Origin of the sequence: Paenibacillus sp. UNC451MF (assembly GCF_000686845.1) — a bacterium.
GTDB lineage: Bacteria > Bacillota > Bacilli > Paenibacillales > NBRC-103111 > Paenibacillus_S.
The window spans coordinates 41,395-65,101 of the sequence record NZ_KK366025.1 but is presented as its reverse complement, the minus strand read 5'-3'; the positions used below and the strand labels follow the sequence as shown (position 1 = coordinate 65,101).

Here is a 23,707-nt window from a genome sequence, read left to right as displayed (position 1 = left end):
TACTTTTTTTGCAGTCTATGTTCGATTTAACGAACACTAATGGTCTATATAAGAGAGTGGGTAACGATGGATCCGTTCAATTTTGTTCTAGTACAAGATGATATCGTAGAGGATATGGAGTCGAAATTTGGTTGGAGAATTTTATCCGCAACACCAAGTCCGAAGGGCAACGGAAATCTGTGCAGGATCATGAACACGGATAATGGACCTGTTTTTGTCAAACAGTTCGGCAAAGCAAGAAACAAAAAAGGCTTGGCTAAGACGAGGGAAGCACTGAAATACCAGGATGCACTTCATCATGCCGGAGGCTTGTGCCAGCCGGTGTATTCGTATGCAGGCGAACCTATCCTTGTTACAAAATCGGAAGAAGAATACATGGTTAGCGGCGTTAGCAAAGGACAGCATATCGAAGCTGGCGAAGCGAACAAGGATCAGATGTTCAGTTTGGGAAGAGCAACGGGCTTTATGCATGCATGGATGAGAGAGAACTTGCCTTCTACTCAATCCTTACAGTGGGAACTCCCGTCCAAAGAGGCGATGCACAAGCGGCTGGACAAAAACCTTCAAGAGACGTTAGCTGCCGATCATGTGAGGTATGCCCAGGCAATTGAAAAGCAAAGCAGGCTGCTGGAGCAGCTGAGCTTGGACGAGCTGAAAGCTTCTACACCCGGTTGGACCCATTGGGATATGCATGTAGATAACCTCATGTTTCATGAGGATCGGCTCGCGGATATTTTGGATTTCGATCGTGTTCATTACGTTTATCCAGACTTTGATATATCACGTGCTCTGCTCTCCTGCTCTTATTCAGCAAATACGATTCCGATTGATAGCATTAAAGCCTATGTGGAGGGCTACACTGAGTATGCACGTTTAAGTGAAGAGCAGTTGGTGCGCTCTATTAAGCTTACATGGTATAAGGAATTCAAATGGGTTCATGCTATGTACAGCACGAATAAGCCGATGAGCCGTTTTATTGAAGAGTTGATCTGGATCGGCGATCATTGGCATGAGTTGCAGGAAGTATTTATAGGAGCATGTCCTTCTGTGAGTAATTAAAGGATTGATCTAACATGATATGCATCGAATAAAAGCCTTGACATCATATAGGTCTGGATATAAAATAAGCAAATAAATTATTTAATCCGACTAAATTAATCGACATTAAAACAGCCGGTAAATAAGGGGTAACCTTTTTACCGAATTTTTATTTTTGTAGTATGTCGAATTACTAGATAATCTGTCGAAATTGTAAATAATTAGTTAATTAACGCTTTAATTCCTAGTATTTCAATCTGATATATAGTAAGGAGCTTGATCATCTATGACTAACGAGAAGAAGCATTTGAAAATCGGTGTGTTCTTGGCTGGAACCGGCCATCATGTTGCCTCATGGCGTCATCCGAAAGCTCAAGCTGATGGGAGCATCAATCTCGATTATTTCAAGGATCTGGCCAAAACGGCGGAGCGCGGTAAGCTGGACATGCTGTTCCTTGCAGATAGCTTATCCATCACACCGGATTCCCATCCGAACGTATTGGCACGATTCGAGCCGTTCACCCTGCTGGGCGCATTAGCTCAGGTTACCAGCAAGATCGGCTTAGCGGCAACAGCTTCCACAACGTATAGCGAGCCGTTTCATGTTGCGCGCCAATTTGCTTCTCTCGATCATATTAGCGGCGGACGAGCCGCGTGGAATGTTGTGACCTCCTCCATTGAACTGACGGCACTCAATTTCAGCAAAGAAGAGCATTTGGAACACAGCAAAAGGTACGAGCGTGCAGAAGAATTCGTCGATGTAGTCAAAGGCTTGTGGGATTCATGGGAAGAGGGAGCTCTGATCAGAGATAAAGAAGCAGGGGTATACTTCTCGCCGGACAAGCTCCACGAGCTTAATCATAAAGGAGAGTTCTTTTCGGTTCGAGGGCCATTGAATGTACCTAGACCACCGCAAGGACATCCTGTTGTGATTCAAGCCGGTTCTTCCGAGCCTGGACAGCATCTGGCAGCCAAGACTGCTGAGCTGATCTTCACGACACAAAATAATTTGAAGGATGCTCAAGCCTTCTATAAGAGTGTGAAGAGCAAAGTCATCTCCTATGGTCGGGCACCGGAAGAAGTGGGCATCATGCCGGGAATATTCCCTATCATTGGTGAGACCGAAGAAATAGCCAAGCAAAAGTATCAAGAGCTGCAGGATCTCATTATTCCTTCTGTCGGGTTGAAAATATTGTCCGGCTACTTGGGAGGATTTGATCTGTCGCCTTATCCTTTGGATGGGCCATTGCCTAATCTTGATCATCTTGAAGTGAACGCGGTCAAAAGCCGCTTCGAACTAATAAAAGATCTGGCTAAACGGGAAAACTTTTCGATAAGACAGCTTTATCAATATATTGCTGGCTCCCGCGGGCATCATATCTTTGTTGGCACTCCGATCCAATTGGCAGACAAGATGGAAGAATGGTTTACACAAGGGGCTGCCGATGGCTTCAACCTGATGCCGCCGCTACTGCCTGAAGGATTGGATCTGTTCGTCGACCAGGTCGTTCCGATATTGCAAGAACGCGGATTGTTCCGCAAGGAGTACGAGGGAAGCACACTAAGACAGCATTTAGGTATTCCTGAACCAGCCAATCGTTATCATAAATAAAGCAAGGTTGAAAATAAGTTATTCGAATAAGAGAGGTGCATAAGGGTGACGACTTTCAGACTAGCTACAGAAAAAGATGCGCCGGAGCTTCAGATTTTATCCCATGCGGCCTACGAACCGATTCGTCAGCTGGGCATACATTTTACGGCAGCTACCGCGGATCTGGAGACAGTGTTGACGAATATTAACAACAACGCCTGCTATGTGATGGAAGAGGACGGTAAGATTATCGCAACGGTGTCAATTAGAATGCCGTGGGGGTTGCAGCCCGGTCCCGCAGGTGTTCCTCATATCTGGTGGTTTGCAGTAGATCCGACTCTTGGGAAAAAGGGAGTTGGCTCAACCTTACTTACCTGGGTAGAGGAAACGGTGATTCGCGATACGATAAAAGCACCGGCTGTAACTTTGGGTACTGCGGATAAGCACCCTTGGTTAATCGAAATGTATGAGCGCAAAGGATACAAACGTATCGGTGAAAAGGATTTGGGTAAAGGACATATTACTGTGTACCTTCGAAAAATTTTGCGAGCCGATTTAATTCAACCAAACAACAGGGGAGATTAACATATGAAAAAGAATAACAGAAAGCTTTGGACAGCAGCAGTCATGATTACTTTACTATTCGTACTAGCGGCATGCGGCACTGCCTCCAAAAATCAATCGGACACAGGTGCTGCAGGAGGCACGAACTCGGCTGCTCCACAAGAAGAGAAAGTATTGCGTGTCGGTGCAACGGGCCAAAGCTATCCATATGCTTATAAAGAAGATAACAAGCTTCAAGGGTTCGACGTAGAGGTGGTTGAAGCTATTGCCAAAAAGCTCGGCTACAAAGTGGAATGGCAGCTGACAGAGTTCAGCGGTGTTATGGCCCAACTGGAGCTGGGCAAGCTTGATACAGTGTCCAACCAGGTCGCTATCACTCCTGAACGTCAACAGAAATATGATTTCTCCCAAACCTATGCTTATGCAGGATCTCAGGTTGTTGTTAAGGATAGCAACAATGATATTAAATCCGTTGCCGATTTGAAAGGCAAAACGGTCGCTGTCGTTCTTGGCTCGAATCACGCCAAAAACCTTGAAAAGCAGGATCCGGACAAGCAAATCAAAATTAAAACTTACGAGTCCCAAGAGGGAACGATGAACGACGTAGTCTATGGTCGTGTGGATGCTTATGTGAACAGCCGGAACGTTCTGCTTGCTCAAATTAAAAAGAATAAACTGCCACTGAAGCTAGCAGGCGAGCCATTCGTCTATGAAGAAGTTGGCTTCCCATTCGCGAAAGACGAGAAGCATGCCAAAATCAGAGAAGAATTCAACAAAACACTGGACGAGCTTCGCAAGGACGGTACTTTGAAAACATTGTCCGAGAAATATTTCAGCGAAGACGTGACAGTTAAAAACGCAAAATAAGATTTTAGGCGGTGTGTGAAAGAGATGAACTTTGATGTACAGGCGATGTTGGGAGCTTTTCCAATCCTAATCAAATATATTCCGATCACGATTATGATGGCAGTCGTGTCCATGATTTTCGCAATTATTATGGGCTATGCTATCGCAATGCTGACGAAAAATAGAACTCCGGTTATTTATCAATTGGCATCGTTGTATTCGTCTTTTTTCCGTGGAACACCGACACTGGTACAGCTTTTCCTGATTTATTACGGTCTTCCGCAATTGTTTCCGTCGTTTAGCGCGATGGATTCATTAACGGCTGCCATTATCGGATTGAGCTTGAAAAACTCCGCCTATTTGGCTGAAATTTTCCGGGCAGCCTTGAATTCCGTGGAAAAGGGGCAATTGGAGGCCTGCTTGTCCGTAGGGATGACGAAAGCGCAGGCTTTCCGCCGCATCATCTTGCCTCAAGCGATCCGTAATGCGATACCTGCTACAGGAAACACGTTTATTGCACTGGTTAAGGAAACATCGCTTGCATTTACCTTAGGTGTGGCTGAGCTGTTTGCAGAAGGGAAAATGATTGCAACGGCGTCCTTGAAATTTTTCGAGACGTATTCGGCTATCGCTATTGTGTACTGGGTGTTGACCATCATCTACAGCTTCCTGCAGGAGCTGCTGGAGCGTAAACTGAGCAAACCATATAAGAGCTAGGAGGGGCCCGATGATTAAAGTAACAAATTTGCGCAAAAAATTTAAAGATCTCGTCGTCCTTGACGGAATCGATATCGAAGTTAACCGCGGTGAAGTGGTTGCTATTATCGGGCCGTCTGGTTCAGGGAAGTCTACGCTGCTGCGCTGTCTCAATCTGCTGGAAACTCCGGATGACGGAGTGATCCAGATTGGCGAGGCGACCCTAAATGCAAAAAGCTATTCCCGCAAGGAAGCCCATTTGCTTCGCCAGCAAACGGCGATGGTGTTCCAAAACTATAATCTGTTTAAAAACAAAACGGCTCTTCAAAATATAACGGAGTCGTTGATCGTGACGAAGAAGATGAAGGCTGCTGAAGCTAAAAAAATCGGGGAAGCTTTACTGGAGCAGGTGGGTCTGGCAAGTAAGGCAGACAGCTACCCGATTACTTTATCCGGCGGCCAGCAGCAGCGTATCGGTATCGCCAGAGCATTAGCTGTGAATCCTCATGCCATATTGCTGGACGAACCGACCTCGGCTTTGGACCCTGAGCTGGTATCCGAGGTGCTTCAGGTTATTAAAGGGATTGCCGAGAGGCAAACGACCATGGTGATTGTCACCCACGAGATGGCTTTTGCACGTGAGGTAGCAGATAAAGTAATCTTCATGGCTGATGGTCATATTGTAGAGCAAGGTACGCCGGAGCAGTTATTTGAAAATACGCAAAATGCTCGAACCAAACGGTTCCTGCAGCAAATCGGTTAAAGACGGGCTTCCATTGGAAGCCCGCTTTTGGCTATCTTGGAGTAAAGGGGAATAATGATGAACATTTCAGATAATAGCATATCCGCATTGCAAAATAGATTGGTTCAAATGCGCCGTGAGCTGCATGAGCATCCCGAGCTGTCCATGGAGGAGTTTGAAACAACGAAGCGTATACGCAGCTGGCTGGAAGAAGCGGGTATTCCTGTTGTCGATTACCCAGGCTTACAAGTCGGGGTCATTGCAGAAATTGTAGGGGATCAAGCAGGTCCTACTATCGCCTTGAGGGCAGATATCGACGCTCTTCCAATAAAAGAGCAGACAGGCTTGCCATTCGCTTCGAAAACAGACGGAAAAATGCATGCCTGCGGTCATGATTTCCATACAGCCTCCATGATTGGAGCGGCCGTCGTGCTTAAGAAACGCCGGAAGGATTTGAAAGGGACGGTTCGGTTTATTTTTCAACCGGGGGAAGAAGTGGCAGCTGGAGCGAAAGAGGTAGTTGCCGCAGGTGCACTGGACGGTGTCGAAGCCGTATTTGGCATGCACAATCGACCCAATCACCCGGTAGGAACGATTGGGGTTCGTCAAGGACCTTTGATGGCTAGTGTGGATCGTTTCGAAATCGATGTCATTGGCGTCGGAGGACATGCCGGTATCCCTAATAACAGCATTGACCCTATAGTTACAGCAAGTTTGATCGTGAGTGGCTTGCAATCGGTCATTAGCCGGAATATCAGCTCGCTCCACAATGCGGTAGTCAGTGTATGCCGGATTCAAGGAGGGACGGCGTGGAATGTCATTCCGGATAAAGTAACTCTGGAAGGTACGGTCAGAACATTTCAGCAGGAAGCGCGCGAGGCCATACCTCAATTGATGAAACGGATGGCTGAGGGAGTCGCAGCGGCCTATGGAGCCCGAATTGATTTTCGCTGGTTTCCCTATATTCCGATGGTGAATAATGATGCGAAATTTACGGGGATCGTGTCTCAGGCTGCAACCGAGCTAGGCTATAAGGTCGTGGAGGCTGAGCAGACCTTGGGTGGAGAAGACTTCTCCGTCTATCAGGAGCGAGTGCCCGGTTATTTCGTGTGGATGGGGACGAGCGGGACTGAAGAATGGCATCACCCTGCATTCACGTTGAATGAGGAGGCGCTGACAGTGAGTGCGAACTATTTTGCCCATTTAGCAATTAAAGTGTTGGAGGAGTGGACATGAGCGAAAATAAGCTAACCAAATCATTGGCTGAGCGGATACTTCAATCCCGTCCGGAATCGGACGAAAAGGCGATGTTTGCTGCACGCATGGGATTGATCGATTACTTGGCTTCATCGTTTGCAGGGAGACAAGACACAGGGATCGCCAAGCTATTGAGTATCATTGACTCGGAAGGAGGACATGCTGTCGTTCCCGTTGTCGGACAGGACCGAAAGGCTGGCTCCCGCCAAGCGGCGCTGTTGAACGGGTTTATTGGACATGCTCTCGATTATGACGATGTTCATTCCGATGTCCGAGGGCATCCAAGCACAGTCATTCTTCCTGCTCTTATTTCTGCAGCTGCCACTAGCGTCGCGGTGGGAGGCGAAAGGCTGCTGGCATCCTACATCCTCGGTGTGGAGACGATGGCGAGATTCGGTAAATCCATCGGCTCCGAGCACTATTTGAAAGGCTGGCATAATACTTACACTTTAGGAGTCATTGCTGCTGCAGTTGCAGTTGCTTATTTAAAGAGCTTCACACAAGAGCAGCTTGAGAAGACTATTGGTTTTGCCGCGACGCAGTCGAGTGGACTTCGCAACCAATTCGGTACGGAAGCAAAGCCTCTTCACGCCGGCATGGCGGCGCAAGCTGCACTGCTAGCTGTGAGTTTGACGGAGGTTGATTTTGGAGGAACGCGTACCGCCTTAGATGGCAAGAACGGCTTTTTCGGTGTGTATGGCAATCTGGAGCTTGCTGAACAGACGCTGCTGGAGGATTGGGGGCAGTCTTGGAAAATCGTTGAACCCGGCTTATGGTTTAAAATTTATCCGTTCTGCTCTGCAGCTCATCATGCGGCAGATGCTGCCGTAAGACTGGCGGAACAGCATAGCTTTGATCCGAAGGATATCGAACAAATCGATATTGTGTTTCCAACTGGCGGAGATGCCGCTTTGATCGAAAGAAATCCTCGCACAGGCGAGCAAGGAAGGTTTAGTGTGGAGTATGTGACGGCAGCGGCAATATTGGGACTTCCACTATCGGTTGACAGTTTTACAAACGCTCCTATTCCCAAGCGCGTGTTGGAATTGCTTCCTCGCATTCAAAGAAGCTATGACGATACGATTGAACCTGCTCCAAATGCTGTTCCAAAGGGGCGATTCACTATTGTTAAGATCGCAGTTAAAAATGGTGAAAGCTATTCTGAGCGTGTAGACTGCCCAAGAGGAGCGCCAGGCAATGCATTGTCACTGGAAGATCTGAAGCAGAAGCTGGAGGCTTCGCTATCCTATGCTCCCGGACATGCGACCACTCTATTGAAGACGATTCTTAATCTTCGATCAGAAATGGATATGCAGACACTTCTCCATCAGCTCTAGGGACTTAGACAGAATAAATGCTTCTATGCGGGCATATGATGTAGCAAAAGCAGCAGCCTGGAAGTTTCGAAAAAAACGTGATATAACAGCGATGATAACGCTTGCAAAAATAGGGTATCAGGATTACAATCAAGATATTAGCAAAAAAGAATAGCTTCTAAGGCAACGGTGCCTTGGGTGAACAAGAGATACGACAGCAGTCGTCCTCTTCGATCCCGGGCATCTTTTTGTTTTTTTCGGCACTAGCTCGTGAACAATTCATGATGAAGAGGTGTGGAGGAGTGAGACAACAACCAATTCGAGCCGTCCCGCTTGCAGTCAGAATCATCCCTAATGTTGACAGAGGGTTGGCTTCAAAGCTGGAATTAAAGCCGCACATTCGCAGCATCGGCCTTCTCACGTCAAGTATTGATGACGTAGGATATACGGCTATTGATGAAGCTACTAAGAAAGCGGCGGTCGAGGTCGTCTACGCCAAGTCCTTCTATGCCGGCTCTGGCCATGCATCAGGACCCTTGTCGGGAGAATTTATCGGAATGCTCGGCGGAGAGACGCCAGCGGAAGTAAAGAGCGGTCTGGATGCTGCGATTGCTATGATGGAAGATTCAGCTTGCTTTTATTCCCTCAACGATGAGGGAACACATGCATATTACGCTCATGTGGTTTCCAGAACCGGTTCTTATTTATCGAAAACAGCAGGAATAAGGGAGGGCGAGCCACTTGCCTATTTGATCGCACCTCCTTTGGAAGCCGTGTATGGTTTGGATGCGGCTCTGAAGGCGGCGGATGTCACGATGTGCCAGTTTTATGGCCCTCCTACGGAAACAAATTTTGCAGGCGGTTTGCTTACGGGTACACAATCTGCATGTAAGGCTGCGGCAGAGGCTTTTGCAGAGGCGGTTTTGCAAGTTGCGCGTGTGCCGGTCAAATATGGTTGAGAAGCGGGTGAATGAGCATGAGCCTACCGACAAGCTTTAACACAATGGCATTAGGAATGATCGAAACGTTAGGAGTTCCTGCTCTAATAGCGGCGGCGGACGCGGCGGCCAAAACAGCGGATGTCCGAGTCGCTGCATACGAGAAGGCAGATGCTGGAATCGTTACGGTGTACATATGGGGGGATGTGGCCTCTGTTAAGGCGGCAGTGGAAGCAGGAGAAGCGGAAGCGCGAAGAGTGGGACAACTTTTGTCCGCTCACGTCATTCCTCGACCGGATGGAACTGTTGCTGCCATGCTGGCAAGGCTGCAATCGGACGAGAAGAAGAGTGAAGGACGGGAAGCTTAAGGATAGATGAAAGGGGAGCATGGCATGAAGCTTGACCCGGATCTACAATCCATTCAGGAGGTGCGCAATTATCTTCAAGAAGCCAAGACGGCTCAGAAGCAGCTGGAGACTATGTCTCAGCAGCAGATCGACGCTATCGTAGAAGCTATGGCCCAGGTGGCGGAGAAGGAAGCGGAGCGGCTCGGAATGCTTGCCGTTGAGGAAACCGGATTTGGGAATCCGGCGGATAAAGCAGCCAAAAATCGCTTTGTGGCCGCCGATGTCTATGAGGCGATCAAGGATATGCCAACGGTTGGAATCATCAGAAAAGACGAGCAGCTCAAAGTGTGGGAAATCGCTCAGCCGGTCGGCATCGTCGCCGCCATCATTCCCTCGACGAATCCAACCTCTACGGTACTTTTCAAATGTATGATCTCCATCAAGTCGCGCAATGCGATTGTCATCAGTCCACATCCATCAGCGCTCCGCTGCTCTCGGGAGGCGGCAAGGCTAATGCAGCAAGCGGCACAGGACGCTGGGGCACCTGCTGGCATAATTCATTGTCTTACACAACCAACACTGGAAGCTAGCGCTGAACTTATGAAGCATAAATTGACGGATGTCATCCTCGCTACGGGTGGTACAGCGATGGTTAAGGCAGCGTATAGCTCTGGAAAGCCCGCTTATGGCGTGGGGCCAGGCAATGTTCCGGTATACATTCACTCGAGTGCCGATATTTCTAAGGCCGTAAGGCAAATACTGCAAAGCAAAACGTTCGACTACGGAACAATCTGTGCATCCGAGCAAGCATTGGTCGTGGATCAGGCGATTAAACCTCAGTTGATTCAAGAACTGAAACAGCAGGGAGCCTATTTTCTGAATGAGCAGGATAAACAAAATATCGAATCGATTTTGATGATTGGTAAAGGCTTGAACCCTAAGGTTGTCGGCAGATCGCCTTCGGTCATTGCCGGCATGGTAGGTATCTCCATTCCGACGGAAGCACGGGTGTTGATTGCCGAAGAAACGGCAGTCGGTCCCGCACATCCCTTCTCGATGGAAAAGCTTAGTCCACTGCTGGCTCTCTATACAGTGAGTGATTGGAGAGAAGGCTGTCGTCGATGTATCGAGCTGCTGGAGCTCGGCGGATTGGGTCATACGTTAGGCATCCATTGTGAGGACGATACAGTTATTGAAGCGTTTGGGTTAGAGAAGCCGGCTTCCCGAATCGTAGTCAATGCTGGTACTACATTCGGAGGCATTGGGGCAACGACGGGCATCATGCCGTCCTTGACGCTTGGTTGCGGATCGTTCGGCAATAATATTACATCGGACAATATCGGTCCGCAGCACTTGTTGAATATTAAGCGGCTAGCTTTTGGAATCCGCGAGATGCCTCCCTCGGTACCGTCTGAGGCTGATACAGCTTTGACAATAGATCGAGCGGTTGAATCCGTTCAAGCTCGAACTAAGCTGGGCATTTCGCGTGAAGAGGTGATGCAATTGGTCAAAAGTGTACTCGCCGAGATGCAGCTTCATTAACTCTTAAAGTAAGGTAGAAGCAAGAGAAATGACAACTAAAAAATTCTAGGAGGCAATCATATGGCAGGAGAAATGGCAGCACTAGGAATGGTAGAAACGAAGGGGCTGGTCGGATCTATCGAAGCGGCTGATGCTATGGTGAAGGCGGCTAACGTGAAGCTGATCGGGAAGGTGCATGTTGGTGGAGGACTCGTAACGGTTATGGTTCGTGGAGATGTAGGCGCCGTGAAGGCGGCGACGGATGCAGGCGCAGCTGCTGCTGAAAAGATCGGAGAGCTTGTTTCAGTTCACGTCATTCCGCGTCCTCATACGGATATTGAATTCATCCTGCCTAAGCTTGAAGGATAAAGACTATGGCGCTCATAACGGAATCCTGTCTTCGTGCCCAGCTGGTCAAAGGCATACCGAATCCGTTTCCCGTAAACGAAGAGGATAAGCTAACACCAGCCGCTTCAGATTTTTTGAAAAGCAGAGGGATCTCCCTTCTAAGGAAAACGAAGGCGGAAACATCCCTTCTACACAACGGATCGGCTGAGGAACTTCGCATCCCCGTTGGTGTATCGAATCGCCATGTTCACTTGTCAGAGGAGCATGTCGAGCTGTTGTTCGGGGATGGATACCGATTGACACCATTCAAGGAGCTTTCTCAGACAGGACAATTTGCCGCACGCGAAACGGTTACGTTGGCTGGCCCCAAAGGAGTATTGCCACAGGTCCGCGTTCTGGGGCCATCGCGTGGTGCATCGCAGGTTGAAATATCCCGGACGGATGGATATCTGCTCGGAATTCATCCTCCTGTGAGGCTTTCGGGTCACTTGCAGGATACTCCTGGGATCGCCCTAATTGGGCCAAAGCAGATGGTGATGCTGTCTGAAGGCCTCATCGTAGCCAAAAATCACGTTCACATGTCGGTGGACGATGCCAAACAATTTCAGGTTGAGCAGGGTGACCGGCTCATCCTCCAATCAACGGGAGACCGCCCTCTCTTGTTTGCCGATGTGGTAGTTCGTATTCATGGGCAGTATTCACTCGAGCTTCATTTGGACACGGACGAAGCCAACGCTGCACAGCTGCGTACCAAGGACTATGTAAGAGTTATTGGCTGTAATGGGCAATTCACACACACCATAAGGGGGTGAGAGAGATACGATCGGAATGGAAATCAACAGTCGAGTCGATCATCCGGGAGATCCTGCTCACGATACCCGAGGAAGCAGTCAAGTCTCCCAAGGTGCTGTATGTCTTTTGCGACAGTACGGCTCATGAAGCGTTTACGGACCACTTTATCCTGCTTGCCAACCATGGCATTTGCCACGATTTATTATTTCTGGATGGAGAGACTTCATCTTGGCTTGGACTGCATAAAATTGAATGTGGAGGTCCAGGTTTAATCATTGCTGCCGACGAGTTCGCTCCGGCCCCCATCGAGGTACCGCTCGATTATGAGGGTATTGTCATTCCTGAAATTGACCTGGATAATGCGGGGAGGGCGGCTGCTGGGCTGAAAGGAACGGTCAAATCGGAGCTGATTCTATCCGCCCTGCTGCTGAATAAGTTTGTCCTCATCGGGGATGATGTCCCTGGAATTAAGAGGGCGGACCGCCGGACGTTGCAACTATTGTCAATGTCTGAGCCCTATCAGCTCTTATTCGAGCGCTACAAAAAAGACCTGCAAACGCTTGGAGTGGAGTTTGCTCCGCAAAAGCAGCTCGCCGAGCGAGTGGTGGGTAAATGCTCGATACTTACCACGAAGGCGAAAGCTCGCGAAGCGCATCCTCCTGTGCTGGAGGAAAGCTTCACTCAGCATCAGCAGGAAGATGAAGATCAGATTAGTACAAGCGAGATGATCGCTTTTGAAGGACGATTAATTAGTGCGGATTGGGTTCAACAACAGGTAAGGACTCGGACTTTCACGAGTATCATGATTGGCAAACGGACCCTCGTGTCCCCATTGGCCAAGGATCTATTGAAGGCAAATGGCGTAACGCTGCATTATGCAGATCAGGTTTAGGGCTAAGGAGGGAGACGCTTGTTTCTGGGGAAGGTGATAGGCAGCGTATGGGCAACACAGAAGGAAGAAGGTATGGACAACTTGAAGCTGATGGTGGTTCAGCCGATTGACTTTAAGTATGGGGAATCCGGGCAGACGGTTATTGCCGCAGATCGGATTGGAGCAGGCGTCGGAGAGAAAGTTATCGTATCGCGGGGCAGCCCCGCAAGAGTGCTATTCAGCGGCAAAATGGTACCCATTGACGCCATGATTGTCGGGATCGTGGATAGCTTCGAGGTGACGGACGATGCCGAGTAAAGGAGAGTGGACATGGAGCAGCCAAAGCAGCGAGTCATTCAGGAATACGTGCCGGGCAAGCAGCTCACGCTGGCTCATGTAATTGCAAACCCGGATCAAGTGCTATATACGAAGCTTGGTATTGAAAATGCGAATGCGCTGGGCATATTGACTTTGACACCAACAGAAACGGCTATCATAGCAGCAGATATAGCAACGAAAGCAGCCAATGTGGATATCGGTTACTTGGACCGCTTTACGGGCTCACTTGTTATCGTAGGTGATGTGTCTGCGGTGGAGATGGCCATCGAGGCTGTGAACAGCTTTTTGCACGAAAAGCTGCAATTTTCCATTGCTCCGCTAACGAGGTCTTGATGAGATGAAAAAAGTGATGATCATCGGAGCCGTCGGAGCAGGAAAGTCAACCTTGGTTAAAGCGCTTTTCGGCGAAAAGCTTCCGGCAGCCAAAACGCAGAGCCTTGTTTATCGAGAATGGATTATTGATACCCCGGGTGAATACAGTGAGAATCCGATGTATTACCGCTCATTGATGGCTACGTCACATCAAGCAGGTGCGATACTACTGGTTCATGATGCGACAAGAACGAGAAATTATTTTCCTCCAGGTTTTGCAGGGGGATTTCCCATACCGGCTTTAGGGGCTGTTACAAAAATTGACCACCCGGATGCCAACACCGATAAGGCGGTAGACCTCCTACGGCAATCTTTACCTGGAGGAGATATCTTAATGACTTCCTCCGCCAACGGAATAGGGATTGAAGAATTAAGGAACAGATTGCTCCCCATTGTATATCCGGGAAGTAACCAATAGGATTTTAGCAAGTTTTCTAAGGGATGGCTTCCTAAAGTGTGTCTATTGTGTGACAATGAAATCATTGGAAAACATTCTGAAGGCGGCGAGGGATACCCGATGATATCAATCATGACAATGTGTATGGAACGCACCCTATTATCCAAGGAGGAAGCTGCAGTTATTGAAGATTTGGCTCGACATTTGCAGCTGATCGCTGATGTGTCGCAATCGGATGTGTTCATCGATTGCCCTTTGCCCGATACAGGCACGGCGCTGGTCATTGCCCAAGCGCACCCTGTAACGGCACCGTCGTTGTACAAAACGTCCGTTGTCGGTCAGCTCGCCTATGCTCACAATGAGCCTGCCGTTATGTTTTGTCTGCTGTCGGGCCAGCCTGTTATCGGCTCTCGTGGGATCTCGCAGGAGCATATTGCGATGCAGCAGCATGTCGTGCCGATCCGTGTGAACGGAAGTGGAACAGTAATAGGCGCCCTGATCATGGAGCAGGACATTTCCAAGAAGCTTGAGCAAGAAAAGCATGTGGAGCAGCTGATGGAAACAACGGAACAGCTGAGCGAGACATTGCTGAAGGTGGCAATGTCGGAAGGCAGTATGCCCCTTTTGATGCATGAAGGCATCGTGCTTTTTGATGAAACAGAACGCGTAACCTATACTAACCCACGGGCAGCGGCGATGCTTCAGGACATCGGTCATACCGGCATGATTCAAGGTCGGACGCTGGTCGAGCTGTTTTATGATCGTTTGGAGAAACAATCCGTGATCGGTCACAGCGGGATATATCATGAGGATATTCAAATCGGCACGACAGCATTTGAACTTAAGGCGGTATCTATCTACAAGGAACAGCGAGTTGTCGGAGGGCTGATGCTTATTCGGGATGTATCCGATTTGAAAGAAAAGGATAAGCAGCTGATGATCAAATCCGCCGTCATTAAGGAGATTCATCATCGAGTAAAGAACAATCTTCAGACGGTATCCAGCTTACTGCGTTTACAAATGCGCAGAACCAAGCTTGATGAGGTGAAGACCGTATACCGGGACAGCATGAATCGCATTAATAGTATCGCGATTATTCATGAGATGCTTGCATTTGACGGCTTGGATACGATTCGATTCATCGATGTGGTGGACCGGATCGCCAAAAATATTGTCTCTTCAACAGCCAAGCCTGATCAGACCATTCGTGTCCAGCTATGTGGTGATGAGCTGACGCTGCCATCGGATATGGCAACGACGCTTGCACTTGTTGTGAATGAGCTGGTACAAAACTGTGTGATTCATGCGTTCGTAGACAGGGAAAGCGGCGAGATTGATATAGCTCTTCATCGAAACGGTCAGATTGTGAGTGTAAGAGTGGCTGATAACGGAGTTGGTATTGATTCGCAGAGGCAGATCCATCCGAAAGGTCATCTGGGTTTGAAAATTACAGAGACTCTGGTTAATGAAAATCTTGGAGGCATTCTTAATATCACGTCGGACGAGAAGGGGACGGAGGTTCTGCTCACATTTCCGCTATCCAAACCATAGTTGAGGGGGCTGCAGCTATGAAAAACTCCATTGTCGTTGTAGATGATGATCCGATTATTCGTATGGATATCCGTGAAATGCTGGAGGAAGAAGGCTACACAGTAGCGGGGGAGGCGAAGAACGGGGAAGAGGCTGTAGCGCTCGTTGCCAGACTGAAGCCGGATCTTGTCATCATGGATGTGAAAATGCCGGTGATGAACGGGATTAAGGCCACCCAGATTATCCGAAGAATGCAGGATACATCCGTGCTGCTGCTAACCGCTTACAGTCAGAAGGAGCTCGTGAAGGATGCAAGAAGCGCAGGAGTTGCTGCCTATCTTGTGAAGCCTGTCTCCGAGGAGGACTTGATTCCTGCAGTCGAGATTGCTTTGAGTCAGAAGGAGAGAATTGACGGTTTGAAGAAGGACCTCGAGGAATTAAAGCAATCGCTTGAAGACCGCAAACGCATTGAAAAGGTAAAAGGGATGCTTATGAAGGCTTATGCACTAGAAGAGGAAGAAGCTTACCGCAGATTGCGTGAGGCTAGCATGGCGTCGCGGATAACTTTGGGCAAGCTGGCAGAGCAGCTGCTGGCTGACGGTCCAGAGGCAGGCTTTATGACGGCAAGAAATGGGTGAAATCATGGATAGCCGTAAAGATGACCCGTGGATCACCAGTGTAGGAATTGATATCGGAACCAGTACAACCAAAATGATCATCAGCCGTTTAAGACTCGCGCGAACCTCGGGATCTCTGAGTCTTCCCAGATATGACATTGTGGAGAGAGAGCTGTTATATGCAAGCCCTATATACAGTACTCCCTTGAAAAATGCCGATGAGGTCGATGCTGAACGGATCGGGGAGCTGCTTGTAGCAGATTATGCGCGTGCTGAAGTACAACCGAACGAGCTGAAATCGGGTGCCGTCATCATCACTGGAGAAACGGCCAATAAAGCGAATGCAAGACAAATCGTCCATTTGCTTGCAGAGCGTTCAGGTGATTTTGTCGTAGCTACGGCAGGAGCAGATCTTGAAGGGTTATTAGCAGGGAAAGGAGCCGGTGCGGAAAGGCGCTCCATGCAAATCCGCGGAGCGGTCGCTAATATCGATATCGGAGGCGGCACGGCCAATACGGCGGTTTTTCATAGAGGCAAGCTGGCTGGAACAGTGACCTTTCATATCGGCGGCAGATTAATTCAAGTCAATAATCTAGGGACCATCACAGCTATCTCCGATTCATTGCGGCCATGGTTAGAAGGCAAAGGCTATAAGCTGAAAGCGGGTCAAACCGTGAGCTATGAGCAGTTGCAGCAAATATGTACGGCCATGTGCCGGGATATGCTTCATATGTTATGTCACTCGATGGATGGCAGTCTGGAGGGGACGGCGAGCAGGCTGTTGCTGGGTCACCCGTTAGGAGACGTTCCGGCCATTGAAGAATGGATGATCTCAGGGGGCATCGGCAAGCTGATGACTCAGCCTAAGCCAACGACGATGGATCAGATTGCGATCCATGGTGATATCGGACCGCTGCTTGCGCACGCGCTTCAAGATTGGATGGATATCGCAGCGCTACAGATGATTCAAGCTGAAGAAACGGTGAGGGCGACTGTCATTGGAGCAGGAATGCAGAGTACGGAAATCAGCGGAGCCACTGTTCATTTGGACGCGTCGCTGCTGCCGATACGCAACATGCCTGTGATGAAGATTGATCTAACAGAAGATGTCGTAGAGCGACCCGAGCTTCTGGAACGAGCTGTTGTTCAAGTGATGCGTATTTCTTCGAGCTTGTATGAAAGGGAGGAAGCGATAAATGCTTCGGTCGCATTTGCTCTTCCTGCTCTGAAGCACTGGAGCTATGCATCACTACAGAACATATCAACACTGATCGTTGAAGGCTATAGAAGGTTTTTTCCCGCGAGCGGTGTGATCATTGTCATCTGTGTCAATGATGTCGCCAAAGCTTTGGGGCAATCCATTGCCCGGCGATGCGGTGATTGGCCTAAGGTCATTTGCATTGACCAAATTAGGGTAGAGCATGGCGATTATATCGATCTGGGGGAGCCGATTGGAGGCATTATGATCCCGGTGGTGGTCAAAACTTTAGCATTTCACGGCGGGAACAGGAGGTAGAGGCTTTGAGGCTGAAGGTTGGTTTGCAAGGTTCTGTATTTCAATTTAAAGATTTGAAGGAAGTGTTCGCTAAGGCGAACGAAGAGAAGTCAGGCGACCAGCTGGCCGGAATCGCCGCTCAGGATGCCAAAGAGAGAATGGCAGCCAAGCTGGTATTGTCGGATCTGACGCTTGCTGACATTCGTAACCATCCGCTGCTTCCTCCTGAAACCGATGAGGTGTCCAGGGTTATTGAAGAGGCTGTGAATGAGAAGATTTTTGCTGAGATACGAGGCTGGACTATAGCGGAGCTTCGTGAATATTTGCTGCGGCAGGAAACGGGCAACAGCGAAATCCACCGTATCAGCAGGGGGCTAACGAGTGAAATGGTTGCAGCAGCCGCAAAGCTGATGAGCAATCTAGATTTGATTCAAGCAGCCTCGAAGATGGAGGTGACCAGTCATTGCAACATCACCATTGGCCAGAAGGGTGTACTTGCAGGGCGCGCACAGCCGAATCATCCGACAGACAATATCCAGGGAATCAAAGCCTCCTTGTTTGAAGCTTTAAGCTATGGAATTGGCGATGCGGTTCTGGGGATTAATCCCGTCATCGACACGGCGGAGAGTGTGAAGGATATATTGCTTGAGACCAAAGAGGTCATGGGGAAGTGGCAGATCCCAACACAAAACTGTGTGCTTGCCCATGTCAAAACGCAGATGAGAGCGATTCGCCAAGGAGCGCCTGCGGATCTGGTATTCCAAAGCTTGGCAGGCTCCGAGGATGGTAATAAAGCTTTCGGCATCCATATCGAGCTGCTGGATGAGGCCGACGAGCTGATTCGAAGAGAAGGTACGGGCACGGGACCGAATCTGTGGTATTTTGAAACGGGCCAAGGCTCAGAGCTGTCTGCAGAGGCGCATCATGGGATCGATCAAGTGACACTTGAATCCCGCTGCTATGGCTTGGCTCGGAGATATAAACCGTTTATTGTGAATACGGTTGTCGGGTTTATAGGACCTGAATACTTGTATGATGCCAAGCAGGTGATTCGCGCCGGACTGGAAGATCATTTCATGGGCAAGCTTCAGCAGCTGCCGATGGGAGTCGATGTGTGCTACACGAATCATATGAAGGCCGATCAGAATGATATGGATAATTTGGCTGTACTGCTGGCTGCTGCAGGCGTCAATTACATTATTGGCGTTCCGATGGCTGACGACTGCATGCTGAATTATCAATCAACCAGCTATCATGATATCGCGACACTACGAGAGATGTTGGGGCTTCGGCCAGCTCCTGAGTTTGAGCGATGGCTGGAGCGAATGGGGATTATGGAAAATGGCAAACTGACTTCGATAGCAGGTGACCCGACGATTTTCATGTAGTAGAGGTAACAAGTCAGGAGGAAGGAGCAGTGCGATGAACCGAACGATTCCGTTGGAACAGTTGGTCGATCAGGTCATGGCCCAGCTAGAGAAAAGGAAGCTTCTGGAAGAGATAGCTCCCCCAAGAGATGGCCTTGCTTCTAGTAGGGATGACACGCTGAACGGCAGACCTGACACGAAGGAACCTGTAGACACCGAAGTGACGGGGTTTGCCGGTCGTGCTGATGATGAAGTAGTCGGATCCCATATTCCTCAACCCAGGTGGAAAGAGGGAATTGGAGAGCTGTTGTCCAGCACCCCCTCTAGACTCGGTGTTTGGCGTACGGGTACAAGGCCATTAACTAAAGAAATGCTAAAATTCCGATGCGATCATGCAGCAGCCGTAGACTCCATCTATGGCGAAGTTAGCCCGTTACTGCTGGAGTCATTCGGTTTGTTTCAGGTTGAGACGCATTATGAAAATACGGATAACTATTTGAAAAGGCCGGACAGGGGGCGAGTTATTATTCCTCAGGGGGTAAATCTCATTCGTACCAAATGTAAAATGAACCCTCAGGTACAAGTCGTTATCTCGGATGGCTTAAGCGCAAATGCTATTGATGCCAACCTACCGGATGTATATCCTTCCTTGCTTGATTCCATTGCCTCTTACGGATTGAGCGCAGGCACGCCTTTCTTCGTCCGGGGCGGAAGAGTCGCGGTGATGGACCATATCGGAGAACTTTTGCAGCCGGAAGTGCTAGTACTGTTGATAGGAGAAAGGCCAGGTCTTGTTTCGTCCAAATCAATGAGTGCCTACATGTGCTATCGACCGCGCAAAGGGACTGTGGAGAGTGAGAGAACTGTCATATCCAATATTCATCGTGGCGGAACACCGCCCGTTGAAGCGGGAGCACATATCGGAACTTTGCTGAAAAAAATGCTTGAGCAGCAGGCCAGCGGCGTCAACATGGAGCTATAGGCTTAAAATGCTGGTTTTACATACAATCTACTTTAAGGAGGTGACCCACATGTCCACTTTTATAGGGATTGTTATTATATTAGTTACATGCTTGTTTGCACTGAGCGTCGTCCGCATTGCTAACAACAGTATCCGCAATTACAAGGAAAGTGAACACGAGAGCTTCTTAGGAAAGTGATCTCTCTCGTTAACTGGAAGTAACTATGGCTCGTTATCCTTTGGAGGAGGTTGAATCCATGAGTGCACAATCTCATCATCACGATAAGGACAAACAAGATTTGAACAAGTTCGGTTACGCACAGGAGCTTCTTCGCAGTATGGGTGGTTTTTCTAACTTTGCCATTTCATTCTCCATTATTTCCATTCTTACAGGTGCCGTTTCATTATACGGACATGGATTGACTTACGGCGGAGCAGGCATGATGGGCTTTGGTTGGCCGATTGTTGCACTGTTCGTTATGTTCGTGGCTGCAGCAATGGCTGAGCTGGCATCGGCAATTCCTACGGCAGGGGCATTGTACCACTGGGCTGCTATTCTTAAAAACAAACGCTGGGGCTGGTATACCGCCTGGATTAATCTGATTGGGCAAATTGGGATCGTTGCGGGGATTGATTATTCGGTCGCCTTGTTCGCAGACCCGCTGCTGGGCAGTGTATTCGGCTATACGTCAGATAACACATCCGTTCTGATCGCATTTACGGTTATCCTTCTGACCCACGGCATTCTTAATCACATGGGGATACGTATTGTAGCAAAATTAAATGATTTCTCCGCATGGTACCATATCATCATAGTTGCAGTGCTGGTCGTTTCCCTAGCTTTTTTCACCAAAGGGGGATTGAACGGAGTAGACTACTTGTTTAAAGTTGGCGAAACGTTCTCTGATAAACCGTACATGTTCGCATTCTTAATAGGGCTTCTCCAGGCGCAGTGGACGTTTACGGGCTATGATGCTTCCGCACATACCATTGAAGAGACGATTAATCCTCGCGTTCGTGCGCCTTGGGGAATTTTTACCTCAGTTGCTTACTCTTTCGTTATCGGTTTCCTCATGCTGGCTTTCGTTACACTCTCGATCAAGGATGCCGGAGCAGCGGCCGGCTCTGAAAATGCCTTTATTTACGTCATCAGTCAGGCGCTTGGCGGTACGTTCGGTTCTGTCGTTCTTTGGCTGGTTACAGCCGCGATGTGGTTCTGCGGTCTTTCTTCTATCACTTCGTTCTCTCGAATGATGTACGCTTTTTCCCGGGACAAGGGCATGCCGTTCAGTAGGCAGTGGGCACAAATTTCCAAAAAGTTTCGTACCCCGGCAAAAGCCATTTGGCTTGCCATCGTGCTCTCATTCCTTCTTGCTTTTGTAGATTATATCATTAAGCTTGTTAATCCTGATGCCAAATATACGACCATAGCATTCCTTACGGCTGTCAGCGTTGTGGGCTTATATGTAGCGTACGGTATTCCCATTTGGTTGAAGCTAAGAGCCAAGGCAAGCGGGAGATTCCAGGAGAAACATCTCGGACCATGGAATCTCGGAAAATACAGTGATGCCATCTCTATCGTTGCGCTTATATGGATTGTGTTTATTTGCATTATGATGGTCATTCCTCCAAATGAGACAGCGGGTTATGCTTTGGCGGCCATGCTGGTTGTTCTTATTATTATGGATTTCGCATATTACAAAAATCATTTCCCTGGTCCTCAAGCTGCGCTGAATACGTCCATGGACGAGATTCTTCGTCGGGAAAAGGAACTTGATAGCGGTTCTTCCACTGGTTCGGGAATATCTCATAAAGCATGATAAGGTTGAAGAGCAGCCGGAAGTCTGTTGGGTCTGTTAAGAAACAGGTTTCTTGACAATCTGAACAGTCGGAAGGCTGTTCTTTTTTCAAGCTTATAGGCTTTGAAGATGCTCTCTTTTGTCATGGCTTCTTCTGATGGTACAATAAGATGTGATATGTCCTAATAAGTAGGACTTCTTTTGAGGTGCATTTTTAGAATTACTTGGAGGTTGTTATGACAAAGCTGTTAGTTGTAGGAAGCATTAATATGGATATTGTGACTCATGTTACAAAGCTGCCTGTTCCAGGGGAGACGGTGAAAGGTCTGAGCACGGCGTATTTTCCTGGTGGTAAAGGGGCGAATCAAGCGGTTGCAGCCGCTATGGCGGGTGCGGATGTGACATTGGCTGGAGCTGTTGGGGAGGATGCATACGGACCGAAGCTTATTGAATCACTGGAAGCTAAGGGTGTACATACGAATTATGTATTGAAAAAGTCTACCGGTTCTGGAATCGCATATATCAATGTCGATGATGGGGCTGAGAATCATATCATTTTATCAGAAGGGGCAAACGGCCAATTCACGGCTAATGACCTGATTGAAGCCTCGCAAGCGCTTGAGGGTGTGAGAGGAATGCTATTACAAAACGAAATTCCGTGGGAAACAACGGTGCAGGCCATGAAGGAAGCTCGTCAACGTGGTGTGTTTATCTGCTACAATCCTGCCCCAGTAGCACCCGTTCCTAAAGATGTATGGACCTTAATTGATCTCGTCGTTGTGAATGAAAGCGAAGCGGAGCAGTTGACTGGTGTCCCTGTAGAACAGGATGAGTCCTATAAACAAGCCATCGATGCTATCATTGAGCAGGGAGCTACAGCTGTGCTTTTGACACTAGGGGAGAAGGGTTGCATTTATGCGAATCGTGAAGGTATGATGGTGAATCAACCAGCGTACCGGGTGAAGGCAGTTGATACGACGGCAGCCGGGGATACTTTCATAGGTAGCTTTATGGCTTCATACTTGGATGGACGAAGCTTGGAGGACAGTCTCCAGTTCGCATCTGCCGCTTCAGCTATTGCTGTTTCTCGGGCTGGGGCGCAAGCATCGATTCCTTCTCGTGAAGAAATAGAAAATTTTCTTAATAATCTTTCATAGGATACACAAAACGGAGCTGCTTATGCAGGTCCGTTTTTATTGCTGGTAACAGCAGTTGCCTATATAACTGGCTGTAATTTTATAGTGTTAAGCCCATCATAATATTCACGAGAAAATGGCATAGTAAAGACGCTGAAAATTAAAACATATAAGCAAAAGGAAGGTGCCTGTTTCGTGAAGGAATTATTGTGGAAAATCGCTTCAATTGGCAAAAGCGCAGGGAGATACGTAGGTGTTGCTCTGCTAGCTATCATGCTTCTAATGTGGGTTCCTAGTACAATATTGGCTGTAGGTAAAGACGCATCGGGACCCGAAGTATTTGTTATCCAGGGAATGCTGAAGTCCCTCGGTAGTTATTCAGGAGAAATCAACGGTTACTACAATGAAGCGACAGTTCAAGGGGTAAAGTATTTTCAGAAAAAGCATGGGCTACCTGTAACAGGATCAGTGGATGATCGGACGCTAGAGTCCATTACTTATTCTTATAGTAAGCTGAAGAACCTGCCACAGCAGCAAGGACCTGAAGGTGGCAAGGGCAAAGGTGGTCATGGACCTGGTGAGGGTAAAGGACCGGGTGCTGGCCATGGACCAGGCGAGGGTAAAGGGCCAGGTGCTGGCCATGGACCAGGCGAGGGTAAAGGACCAGGTGAGGGTAAAGGACCAGGTGTTGGCCATGGGCCTGGCGGAGGTAAGGGACCAGGTGTTGGCCAAGGAGCCGGAGAAGGCCAAGGGCCAGGTGCTGGCCATGGACCAGGCGGAGGTAAGGGACAAGGCGGAGGCCAAGGACAAGGCGGAGGCCAAGGACA

General features: G+C 48.6%; 26 protein-coding genes. All 26 read left to right on the top strand.

Annotated features, from left to right (window positions below; all coding sequences use genetic code 11):
- Window positions 1–66 precede the first annotated feature (66 nt).
- Window positions 67–1,059, top strand: coding sequence for a phosphotransferase (locus BP97_RS0132805; protein ID WP_028552856.1), 993 nt, complete (start codon window positions 67–69; stop codon window positions 1,057–1,059).
- A gap of 265 nt (window positions 1,060–1,324) precedes the next feature.
- On the top strand, window positions 1,325–2,650 hold the full coding sequence (locus BP97_RS0132800; protein WP_028552855.1) for an LLM class flavin-dependent oxidoreductase: 1,326 nt from the start codon (window positions 1,325–1,327) through the stop codon (window positions 2,648–2,650).
- Between the two features lie 45 nt (window positions 2,651–2,695).
- Window positions 2,696–3,214 carry a GNAT family N-acetyltransferase gene (locus BP97_RS0132795; RefSeq protein WP_036746985.1) on the top strand — a complete coding sequence of 173 codons (519 nt, stop codon included), beginning with the start codon at window positions 2,696–2,698 and terminating at the stop codon, window positions 3,212–3,214.
- Window positions 3,215–3,217: 3 nt separating this feature from the next.
- On the top strand, window positions 3,218–4,060 hold the full coding sequence (locus BP97_RS0132790; protein WP_028552853.1) for an amino acid ABC transporter substrate-binding protein: 843 nt from the start codon (window positions 3,218–3,220) through the stop codon (window positions 4,058–4,060).
- Window positions 4,061–4,084: 24 nt separating this feature from the next.
- Window positions 4,085–4,756, top strand: a complete 672-nt coding sequence (locus BP97_RS0132785) for an amino acid ABC transporter permease (RefSeq protein WP_028552852.1) — start codon at window positions 4,085–4,087, stop codon at window positions 4,754–4,756.
- Window positions 4,757–4,766: 10 nt separating this feature from the next.
- The gene (locus BP97_RS0132780) at window positions 4,767–5,498 is read left to right on the top strand and encodes an amino acid ABC transporter ATP-binding protein (protein ID WP_028552851.1); all 732 of its coding nucleotides are present in this window, start codon (window positions 4,767–4,769) and stop codon (window positions 5,496–5,498) included.
- Window positions 5,499–5,555: 57 nt separating this feature from the next.
- Window positions 5,556–6,713, top strand: coding sequence for an amidohydrolase (locus BP97_RS0132775; protein ID WP_051621148.1), 1,158 nt, complete (start codon window positions 5,556–5,558; stop codon window positions 6,711–6,713).
- Window positions 6,710–8,071, top strand: a complete 1,362-nt coding sequence (locus BP97_RS0132770; RefSeq protein WP_028552849.1) for an MmgE/PrpD family protein — start codon at window positions 6,710–6,712, stop codon at window positions 8,069–8,071. The genes BP97_RS0132775 and BP97_RS0132770 overlap by 4 nt, the downstream gene beginning before the upstream one ends.
- A gap of 263 nt (window positions 8,072–8,334) precedes the next feature.
- Window positions 8,335–9,009, top strand: coding sequence for an ethanolamine utilization microcompartment protein EutL (gene eutL, locus BP97_RS0132760; RefSeq protein ID WP_036747042.1), 675 nt, complete (start codon window positions 8,335–8,337; stop codon window positions 9,007–9,009).
- A gap of 17 nt (window positions 9,010–9,026) precedes the next feature.
- Window positions 9,027–9,356 carry a BMC domain-containing protein gene (locus BP97_RS38295; RefSeq protein ID WP_036747040.1) on the top strand — a complete coding sequence of 110 codons (330 nt, stop codon included), beginning with the start codon at window positions 9,027–9,029 and terminating at the stop codon, window positions 9,354–9,356.
- Window positions 9,357–9,380: 24 nt separating this feature from the next.
- Window positions 9,381–10,877, top strand: a complete 1,497-nt coding sequence (locus tag BP97_RS0132750) for an acetaldehyde dehydrogenase (acetylating) (protein WP_036747038.1) — start codon at window positions 9,381–9,383, stop codon at window positions 10,875–10,877.
- Between the two features lie 60 nt (window positions 10,878–10,937).
- Window positions 10,938–11,225, top strand: coding sequence for an ethanolamine utilization microcompartment protein EutM (eutM, locus tag BP97_RS0132745; RefSeq protein WP_028552846.1), 288 nt, complete (start codon window positions 10,938–10,940; stop codon window positions 11,223–11,225).
- 5 nt (window positions 11,226–11,230) lie between these two features.
- The gene (gene pduL / locus BP97_RS0132740) at window positions 11,231–12,016 is read left to right on the top strand and encodes a phosphate propanoyltransferase (protein WP_028552845.1); all 786 of its coding nucleotides are present in this window, start codon (window positions 11,231–11,233) and stop codon (window positions 12,014–12,016) included.
- On the top strand, window positions 12,013–12,888 hold the full coding sequence (locus tag BP97_RS0132735) for a hypothetical protein (RefSeq protein ID WP_028552844.1): 876 nt from the start codon (window positions 12,013–12,015) through the stop codon (window positions 12,886–12,888). Before pduL ends, BP97_RS0132735 begins: the two co-directional genes overlap by 4 nt.
- Before the next feature lie 18 nt (window positions 12,889–12,906).
- Window positions 12,907–13,185 (top strand): EutN/CcmL family microcompartment protein, encoded by a 279-nt coding sequence (locus tag BP97_RS0132730; RefSeq protein WP_028552843.1) that lies wholly within the window; start codon window positions 12,907–12,909, stop codon window positions 13,183–13,185.
- 12 nt (window positions 13,186–13,197) lie between these two features.
- On the top strand, window positions 13,198–13,539 hold the full coding sequence (gene eutS / locus BP97_RS0132725) for an ethanolamine utilization microcompartment protein EutS (protein ID WP_028552842.1): 342 nt from the start codon (window positions 13,198–13,200) through the stop codon (window positions 13,537–13,539).
- Between the two features lie 4 nt (window positions 13,540–13,543).
- Window positions 13,544–13,996 (top strand): EutP/PduV family microcompartment system protein, encoded by a 453-nt coding sequence (locus BP97_RS0132720; RefSeq protein ID WP_028552841.1) that lies wholly within the window; start codon window positions 13,544–13,546, stop codon window positions 13,994–13,996.
- A 99-nt stretch (window positions 13,997–14,095) separates the two neighbouring features.
- On the top strand, window positions 14,096–15,526 hold the full coding sequence (locus BP97_RS0132715) for a sensor histidine kinase (RefSeq protein WP_028552840.1): 1,431 nt from the start codon (window positions 14,096–14,098) through the stop codon (window positions 15,524–15,526).
- Between the two features lie 17 nt (window positions 15,527–15,543).
- Window positions 15,544–16,143, top strand: a complete 600-nt coding sequence (locus BP97_RS0132710; protein WP_028552839.1) for an ANTAR domain-containing response regulator — start codon at window positions 15,544–15,546, stop codon at window positions 16,141–16,143.
- Window positions 16,144–16,147: 4 nt separating this feature from the next.
- Complete coding sequence (locus BP97_RS0132705) at window positions 16,148–17,638, top strand: ethanolamine ammonia-lyase reactivating factor EutA (RefSeq protein ID WP_036747033.1); 1,491 nt, start codon at window positions 16,148–16,150, stop codon at window positions 17,636–17,638.
- 5 nt (window positions 17,639–17,643) lie between these two features.
- Window positions 17,644–19,005, top strand: coding sequence for an ethanolamine ammonia-lyase subunit EutB (locus tag BP97_RS0132700; RefSeq protein ID WP_028552837.1), 1,362 nt, complete (start codon window positions 17,644–17,646; stop codon window positions 19,003–19,005).
- A 34-nt stretch (window positions 19,006–19,039) separates the two neighbouring features.
- Window positions 19,040–19,966 carry an ethanolamine ammonia-lyase subunit EutC gene (gene eutC, locus BP97_RS0132695; protein WP_156043485.1) on the top strand — a complete coding sequence of 309 codons (927 nt, stop codon included), beginning with the start codon at window positions 19,040–19,042 and terminating at the stop codon, window positions 19,964–19,966.
- 49 nt (window positions 19,967–20,015) lie between these two features.
- Entirely contained in the window at window positions 20,016–20,144 is a 129-nt protein-coding gene (locus BP97_RS41520; RefSeq protein WP_269321940.1) for a hypothetical protein, read from the top strand.
- Between the two features lie 58 nt (window positions 20,145–20,202).
- Entirely contained in the window at window positions 20,203–21,765 is a 1,563-nt protein-coding gene (locus BP97_RS0132685) for an amino acid permease (protein WP_028552835.1), read from the top strand.
- Window positions 21,766–21,980: 215 nt separating this feature from the next.
- Entirely contained in the window at window positions 21,981–22,901 is a 921-nt protein-coding gene (gene rbsK / locus BP97_RS0132680) for a ribokinase (RefSeq protein ID WP_028552834.1), read from the top strand.
- A gap of 174 nt (window positions 22,902–23,075) precedes the next feature.
- A partial coding sequence (locus BP97_RS38290) for a peptidoglycan-binding domain-containing protein (protein ID WP_051621146.1) occupies window positions 23,076–23,707 on the top strand: 632 nt, incomplete at its 3' end.

Bases quoted from the DNA above. Each gene is read 5' to 3' on its own strand.
- BP97_RS0132805 (WP_028552856.1), top strand. From the start codon at position 67: ATGGATCCGTTCAATTTTGTTCTAGTACAAGATGATATCGTAGAGGAT.
- BP97_RS0132800 (WP_028552855.1), top strand. From the start codon at position 1,325: ATGACTAACGAGAAGAAGCATTTGAAAATCGGTGTGTTCTTGGCTGGA.
- BP97_RS0132790 (WP_028552853.1), top strand. From the start codon at position 3,218: ATGAAAAAGAATAACAGAAAGCTTTGGACAGCAGCAGTCATGATTACT.
- BP97_RS0132785 (WP_028552852.1), top strand. From the start codon at position 4,085: ATGAACTTTGATGTACAGGCGATGTTGGGAGCTTTTCCAATCCTAATC.
- BP97_RS0132780 (WP_028552851.1), top strand. From the start codon at position 4,767: ATGATTAAAGTAACAAATTTGCGCAAAAAATTTAAAGATCTCGTCGTC.
- BP97_RS0132775 (WP_051621148.1), top strand. From the start codon at position 5,556: ATGAACATTTCAGATAATAGCATATCCGCATTGCAAAATAGATTGGTT.
- BP97_RS0132770 (WP_028552849.1), top strand. From the start codon at position 6,710: ATGAGCGAAAATAAGCTAACCAAATCATTGGCTGAGCGGATACTTCAA.
- eutL (WP_036747042.1), top strand. From the start codon at position 8,335: ATGAAGAGGTGTGGAGGAGTGAGACAACAACCAATTCGAGCCGTCCCG.
- BP97_RS38295 (WP_036747040.1), top strand. From the start codon at position 9,027: ATGAGCCTACCGACAAGCTTTAACACAATGGCATTAGGAATGATCGAA.
- BP97_RS0132750 (WP_036747038.1), top strand. From the start codon at position 9,381: ATGAAGCTTGACCCGGATCTACAATCCATTCAGGAGGTGCGCAATTAT.
- eutM (WP_028552846.1), top strand. From the start codon at position 10,938: ATGGCAGGAGAAATGGCAGCACTAGGAATGGTAGAAACGAAGGGGCTG.
- pduL (WP_028552845.1), top strand. From the start codon at position 11,231: ATGGCGCTCATAACGGAATCCTGTCTTCGTGCCCAGCTGGTCAAAGGC.
- eutS (WP_028552842.1), top strand. From the start codon at position 13,198: ATGGAGCAGCCAAAGCAGCGAGTCATTCAGGAATACGTGCCGGGCAAG.
- BP97_RS0132720 (WP_028552841.1), top strand. From the start codon at position 13,544: ATGAAAAAAGTGATGATCATCGGAGCCGTCGGAGCAGGAAAGTCAACC.
- BP97_RS0132715 (WP_028552840.1), top strand. From the start codon at position 14,096: ATGATATCAATCATGACAATGTGTATGGAACGCACCCTATTATCCAAG.
- BP97_RS0132710 (WP_028552839.1), top strand. From the start codon at position 15,544: ATGAAAAACTCCATTGTCGTTGTAGATGATGATCCGATTATTCGTATG.
- BP97_RS0132705 (WP_036747033.1), top strand. From the start codon at position 16,148: ATGGATAGCCGTAAAGATGACCCGTGGATCACCAGTGTAGGAATTGAT.
- eutC (WP_156043485.1), top strand. From the start codon at position 19,040: ATGAACCGAACGATTCCGTTGGAACAGTTGGTCGATCAGGTCATGGCC.
- BP97_RS41520 (WP_269321940.1), top strand. From the start codon at position 20,016: ATGTCCACTTTTATAGGGATTGTTATTATATTAGTTACATGCTTGTTT.
- BP97_RS0132685 (WP_028552835.1), top strand. From the start codon at position 20,203: ATGAGTGCACAATCTCATCATCACGATAAGGACAAACAAGATTTGAAC.
- rbsK (WP_028552834.1), top strand. From the start codon at position 21,981: ATGACAAAGCTGTTAGTTGTAGGAAGCATTAATATGGATATTGTGACT.